The sequence below is a fragment of the Protofrankia sp. CiP1_Cm_nod3 genome (assembly GCF_982290655.1).
The window spans coordinates 4589-9979 of sequence record NZ_CEVIVD010000136.1 but is presented as its reverse complement, the minus strand read 5'-3'; the positions used below and the strand labels follow the sequence as shown (position 1 = coordinate 9979).

Annotated in this window: 5 protein-coding genes and 1 pseudogene; 3 read left to right on the top strand and 3 right to left on the bottom strand. The window is 74.6% G+C overall.

Annotated features, from left to right (window positions below; genetic code table 11):
* Both AC5LUJ_RS19755 and AC5LUJ_RS19750 read right to left on the bottom strand, forming a co-directional pair.
* A partial coding sequence (locus tag AC5LUJ_RS19755) for a glycosyltransferase family 87 protein (protein WP_493465484.1) occupies nucleotides 1-1302 on the bottom strand: 1302 nt, incomplete at its 3' end.
* 594 nt (nucleotides 1303-1896) lie between these two features.
* Nucleotides 1897-2164: pseudogene (locus AC5LUJ_RS19750) on the bottom strand (RNHCP domain-containing protein); the annotation flags it as partial.
* Between the two features lie 292 nt (nucleotides 2165-2456).
* On the opposite strand from AC5LUJ_RS19750, the gene AC5LUJ_RS19745 reads away from it, so the two are divergent.
* Genes AC5LUJ_RS19745 through otsB form a run of 3 tightly spaced genes read left to right on the top strand, consistent with a single transcriptional unit; the run spans nucleotide 2457 to nucleotide 4454 of the window.
* Nucleotides 2457-2882: a DUF3263 domain-containing protein gene (locus AC5LUJ_RS19745; RefSeq protein ID WP_250286062.1), complete on the top strand. Its 426-nt coding sequence runs from the start codon at nucleotides 2457-2459 to the stop codon at nucleotides 2880-2882.
* A gap of 8 nt (nucleotides 2883-2890) precedes the next feature.
* On the top strand, nucleotides 2891-3538 hold the full coding sequence (locus AC5LUJ_RS19740; protein WP_493465483.1) for a LytR C-terminal domain-containing protein: 648 nt from the start codon (nucleotides 2891-2893) through the stop codon (nucleotides 3536-3538).
* 13 nt (nucleotides 3539-3551) lie between these two features.
* Nucleotides 3552-4454 carry a trehalose-phosphatase gene (otsB, locus tag AC5LUJ_RS19735; RefSeq protein ID WP_250292961.1) on the top strand — a complete coding sequence of 301 codons (903 nt, stop codon included), beginning with the start codon at nucleotides 3552-3554 and terminating at the stop codon, nucleotides 4452-4454.
* A gap of 160 nt (nucleotides 4455-4614) precedes the next feature.
* Here the strand turns inward: otsB and AC5LUJ_RS19730 are convergent.
* Nucleotides 4615-5391 (bottom strand): trehalose-6-phosphate synthase (locus AC5LUJ_RS19730; protein WP_493465482.1); only part of this gene is annotated, 777 nt, incomplete at its 5' end.

Below are 5391 nucleotides of genomic sequence, written 5' to 3'. Positions count from 1 at the left end.
GGCAGGACCGGCAGGACCGGCAGGACCGGCAGGACCGGCAGGACCGGCAGGACCGGCGCCAACGGTAAGATCATCAGCAGCAAGGCTGGCAGGGCCGGCGCCGACGGCAGAGCTGGTACCGACGGCCGGGCTCGGCGTGCTGGCCGGGCCACCGGCCGCCGGGTTCGGCCACAGGGGACGGCAGGCGGCGACCGCCAGCAGCCACACCAGGTACTGGGGGCTGAGCACCCGGCTCGTCACCAGGACGACCAGGAGCAGCGCCAGCATCCGGTCCGCCGGATTCCCCGCCGGATTCCCCGCCGGATTCGTGGCCGGATTCGTGGCCGCGCGTGACCGCCGGGGCGTCCACCACCACGCGGTGGCGGCGAGCATGGCCACGATCTCCACCACCGAACAGGCCGTCGCCACGGTGCGTGCCGCCGGGGAGCCGAACTGGAACGATCCCCAGTCGTAGACCGGGCCCGGGCCCAGGCCGACCATGTGCGCCAGGACGAACGGGGTCGCGGGGACGGCCTCGGTCTGCAGGCCGCGAGCTTCCTGCGCGCCGAGGAAAGCGAATGACTCCCGCCACCAGCCCGTCGCGAACAGCACCGCGGCCACCAGCGCCACCGCCGCCACCAGCCCGCCAGCCAGCCTGGCCAGGGCCGGCCACGACGCCGCGCCGCCGCTGGCACCCGCCACCAGAGGGCCCGGACACGCGTCGGAGCCCGGGGCCAGGGCCGGCAGCGGGGGCGGCTCCCCCGCACCCGGCGCCTGGCGCGCCTGGATCCGCGAGCGGGCCGGGCCCGCCCCCGCTGCCGGGCCATGCGCTGCCACCACGCCGCCGAGCACGGGCAGGAGCAGCGCCGGCCACACCTTGACCAGGACGCCGAGGCCGACCGCGACGCCCACCAGTCCCCACCGCCGGTCGGCGACACCGACCAGCGCGGCCACCACCAGGGCGGCCGGTAACAGGTCGAAACGGGCCAGCGCGACCGGTCCGAGCGCGCAGATCCCCAGCAGCCAGAAGCGGGCCGCGGACGCCGAGCGCCGGGCCAGCATGCCGGTGACCGCCGCGTCCACCATAATGATCATTAGGAAGAAACCGACCTCATAGGGCAGCCTGGCGGCCGCCTCCAGCACGGACGGGACGGCGAGCGCGATCGCCGCGGCCGGCGGGTACTGCCAGCGGTCGTCGTCAACGGGCAGCCCCGCGCCGTGCACCAGGCCGTAGCCCCAGTGGCCGTAGAGCCGGACGTCGCCGAGCACCCCGTGCTGCGCGCCGAGCGTCCTGCCCGCGACAGCGAGGACGATCAGGACCACCCGGGAGACCAGCCAGAAGACCCAGATCCGGCGGGCCGGCCAGGGCCTGAACCATGGCCGTGTCCGCCGCCGGGCCTGGCCCGCCCACCGGGACAGGCGCGCCCACCGGGACAGGCGCGCCGGCGGCACGGGCCGGCCGGGATACCCGGGTGGTGGGAGCCGTCGGGGCACGGACAGGCGGCGGCCGGGCCGCTGTGGCGCCGGCCCGGCGGCACCGATGTCAGCCGTCCGCACGTTCCATGACGGTATCCGCCGCCGGGGTGCCGGGTTCCGCCTGCCCGGCTGGCCCGGGGCTGTTCCGGTCCGGGCCACGCCGGTCCGGGCGGTTCCCGCGGCCGGCCTCCTCGTATCCGGACCCGTGCCCCTCGTATCCCGACCCGTGCCCCTCGTATCCGGACCCGTGCCCCTCGTATCCCGACCCGTGCCCCTCGTATCCCGACCCGTGCCCCTCGTATCCCGACCCGTACCCTTCGTACGCCTGCCGGGACCCGGCCCGCCCGCGCCGGCCGGGCCGTCCGCGCCCGCCTCGCGGGGCACGGTCCGGGGCGGCACCGGCGTGGACGCCGCCCTGCGCCGACAGCCGCATGACCGCCTCGAGGTCGTCCGCCGGGGATGTCCTGTTCCGCTGCTGGTGGCCGCAGGTCTCGCAGCGGTGGAGCAGGACGGTTCGCCCGGCGCGCACCTCCACCGCGACCGGACGCATCGGCCCCGTGCAGTCGGCGGCCCGGTCACCGGGGTTGACGTCCACGTGCCGGGACCACAGGCAGCGCGGGCAGTGGTTGGTGTAGCCGTCGCCGCGCACCGGCGTCCCGCAGGCAAGGCAGTGGAAGTCCTCGGCGGTACGGGTGAAGCGACGGGTCACCGCATGACAGTAACCGCATGCCCGGCGGCGGCCGCGTGCCCGGCAGTGGCCACGTGCCCGGCAGTGGCCGCATGACAGTATGGGACGGGCGGCACGCGGACGGCGACGATGACCGGCTCCATCCGAAGGCGTGATCTTCTTCATACGGTGCCAGGCAGGCGGGGCTGACGAGGGAGGATCCCGCGTGTCGACCGGCTCGGCCGAAGTTGTCGGACCCAGCCTCTGAAATAGTGGACGGCGAAGCACATTCCTGTGATTCGCGGATCCCCGCCAGAGGAGGTTGATCATCAAAGTGAACACCGCTCACGTCCTGGCGCCCGAATCGCAGGCCTTCCAGGGCCCGCACGATCCCGTGCGGACGCCCGCATCGTCCGGCCCGCCGGAATCCGGCCACCAGGCGACACCATCCGATCACCATTCGCAACCAGCGCACGATCCAGACACGGCCGGCCCGGCGGTCGCGCTCGATGACCGCCAGCGCCGGGTGCTGGAGTTCGAGCACCACTGGTGGCGGTACGCGGGCGCCAAGGAGACCGCGATCCGCGCCGAGTTCGGTATCTCCGCGACCCGCTACTACCAGATCCTGAACGCCCTGATCGACTCCCCGGCCGCGCTCGCCGCCGACCCCATGCTGGTCAGACGGCTGCGCAGACTGCGGGCAACCCGCCGGCGAGCGCGCTCGGGCCACACCGGCCGCCCCGGCTCGGCCGAGATCTGAGCACCGCGGTGACCGAGACCATCTCCTCCGCGGCCCCTCCTCGGCCACCGCGGCTGCGCCGGGGGGACCGGTTGCACGGGATCGTCGCCGGGGCCGTCGCCGTACTCGCCGTGCTCGGCTGCATCCTGGCCATCGACCTGGTCAACGACCCCTCGCCGGACACCGCGGCCGCGGCCGCGACCGCTTCACCGGCTCCGGCCACGGTCGCGGCCGGGGCCGCGCGGCCCGTCGGCGGTGCGTCCACGGCCGCGCCGGCGGCACCTGCCGCGCCGGCGACGAGCGCCCGTCCGTTACCGGCAGGAACGTCACAGCCGCCGAAGGCGGTTGCTCCCGTCCCGCCGTCGGCCGCGCCGAAACGCGTCTTCGCCCCCGTCGTGATCCTGAACAACTCCAGGGAGCCGGGGCTCGCCGACGCTGCCCGGGCCCGGCTGGAAGCCGCCGGCTTCACGGTGACCCGGGTCGGCAACTACAACGCGGCGTACAACGTCGCGGTACCCACCGTGTTCTACGAGCCGGAGCAGAAGGCCGCCGCCGAGACCCTGCAGGAGCTGATCCCGGATGTCAGAGCCGCGGCTCCCAAGAGCGCGCACTTCAACTCGGACGACCCGCTCATCCTTGTCATCACCAAGGATTTCCAGATCGACCCGCCCGAGTGACGGACCTGAGCCCATGACTCCCACACCCGGCAGCAGCGGCACACCCGGTACCAGCGGCACGCCCGGCAGCAGCACGCCCGGCAGCGGCCCGCTCGCCGGGGCGCCCCGGACGCTGGCCGGCGGCTCCGGGCTCGCCGCGCTGCTCACCGACCCGCGGCATGCCCTGATCGCGCTCGACTACGACGGCACCCTCTCACCCATCGTCAGCCGTCCCTCCGACGCCGTTCCCGCGCCCGGTGCGCTGCGCGCCCTGGCCCGGCTGGCCGAACGGGTCGGATCGATCACCATCATCACCGGCCGCCCGGTCGAGGCCCTGCTCTCGCTCGCCCGGTTCACCGACGAGCCGGGGCTGCACTCGCTGTCCATCCTCGGCCAGTACGGGCTCCAGCGCTGGGACGCCGCCACCGGAACGATCACCAGCCCCGAACCGTTGCCCGGGGTGGCCGCGGTCCGGGCCGCACTGCCCAGGCTCCTGCAGGACGCGCCCGCCGGGACCGTCGTGGAGGACAAGGGGCACGCCCTGGTCGTCCACGTCCGCCGCACCGCCGACCCGGACGCGTCACTGGCCTCGCTCACGCCCGCGCTGACCGTCCTGGCCAGGGACAACGGGCTGGATGCCGCACCTGGCAAACGGGTGCTGGAGCTACGCCCGCCCGGCCACGACAAGGGCCGGGCGCTGCGCGACCACGTGGCCGGGCTGGGCGTCCGCTCCGTGCTGTTCGCCGGCGACGACCTCGGTGACCTGCCGGCCTTCGACACGGTCGACGAGCTGCGGGCCGCCGGTATCCCCGGGCTGACCGTGTGCAGCGACGGCCCGGAGGTCCCCCGGGCACTGCGGGAGCGGGCCGATCTCGTCGTCCCCGGCCCGGAGGGAGTGGTGGCGCTACTGCTCCTGCTCGCCGCCCGCCTGGCCTAGAGCACCGATCGCGTAACCGTACGTATCCTCGCAAACGGCGGCGCACGTCGATGAGCGCCGATCATGGCCTACACCGGGGTCGTGGACGGGATTCGCACTGCCTGGCCGGCCTGGAACGCCCGCCCGGGACGCCGGCCGTCCCCGGCGGGGTGGGGTGGGGTCACTCCAGCAGCGCGTCGAGCTGGTCGCGGAACCACTTGCGCGGGGGGAGCCTGCCTGCGACGGCGGCGAGCCGGGCGCACCGGTCGCGGCGCTCGTCAGCGGCCATCAGCAGCGCGGTGTGCAGCGCCCGGGCGGTCGCGCTCACGTCGAACGGGTTGACCACCAGCGCGTCGTCGGCCATCTCCACGCACGCCCCGGCCTCGCGGGAGAGCACCAGGGCCGCCCCGGGCCGGGAGAGCACCGCGCCCTCCTTCGCGACCAGGTTCATGCCGTCCCTGATCGGGTTCACCACCAGCACCTCGGCCAGCGACAACGCCGCCAGTGACCGCGGGTAGTCATCGTTGACCTCCAGCCGGACGGGCAGCCAGGTCGCGGTCGCGAACTCGTCCTCGATCTCCGCCACGATCCGCTGCACGGCGGCCGTGTACTCGCGGTATTCGGGAAGGTCGTGGCGGGACGGATAGGCGCACACGATGTGCACCACCCGCCCCTGCCACTGCGGATAGTCGCGCAGCAGCTCCCGGTAGGCGTCCAGACCGCGGACGATGTTCTTCGACAGTTCGGTCCGGTCCACCCGCACGATCACCCGCCGGCCCGCGGCGATCTCGCGCATCTCGGCGGCGCGGGCGGCCACGTCCTGCCTGGACGCGCGTCTGAGCAGCCAGTCACCGTCGACCCCGAGCGGATGGACCCCGATCCGGACGGCGCGGCCGCGGTAGCGCAGCCACGGCCCGCCCGCCCCGTCGCGGCCCACACCGTCACGGCCCACACCGTC

Coding starts and splice junctions, on each gene's coding strand:
- otsB (WP_250292961.1), top strand. CDS start 3,552: ATGACTCCCACACCCGGCAGCAGCGGCACACCCGGTACCAGCGGCACG.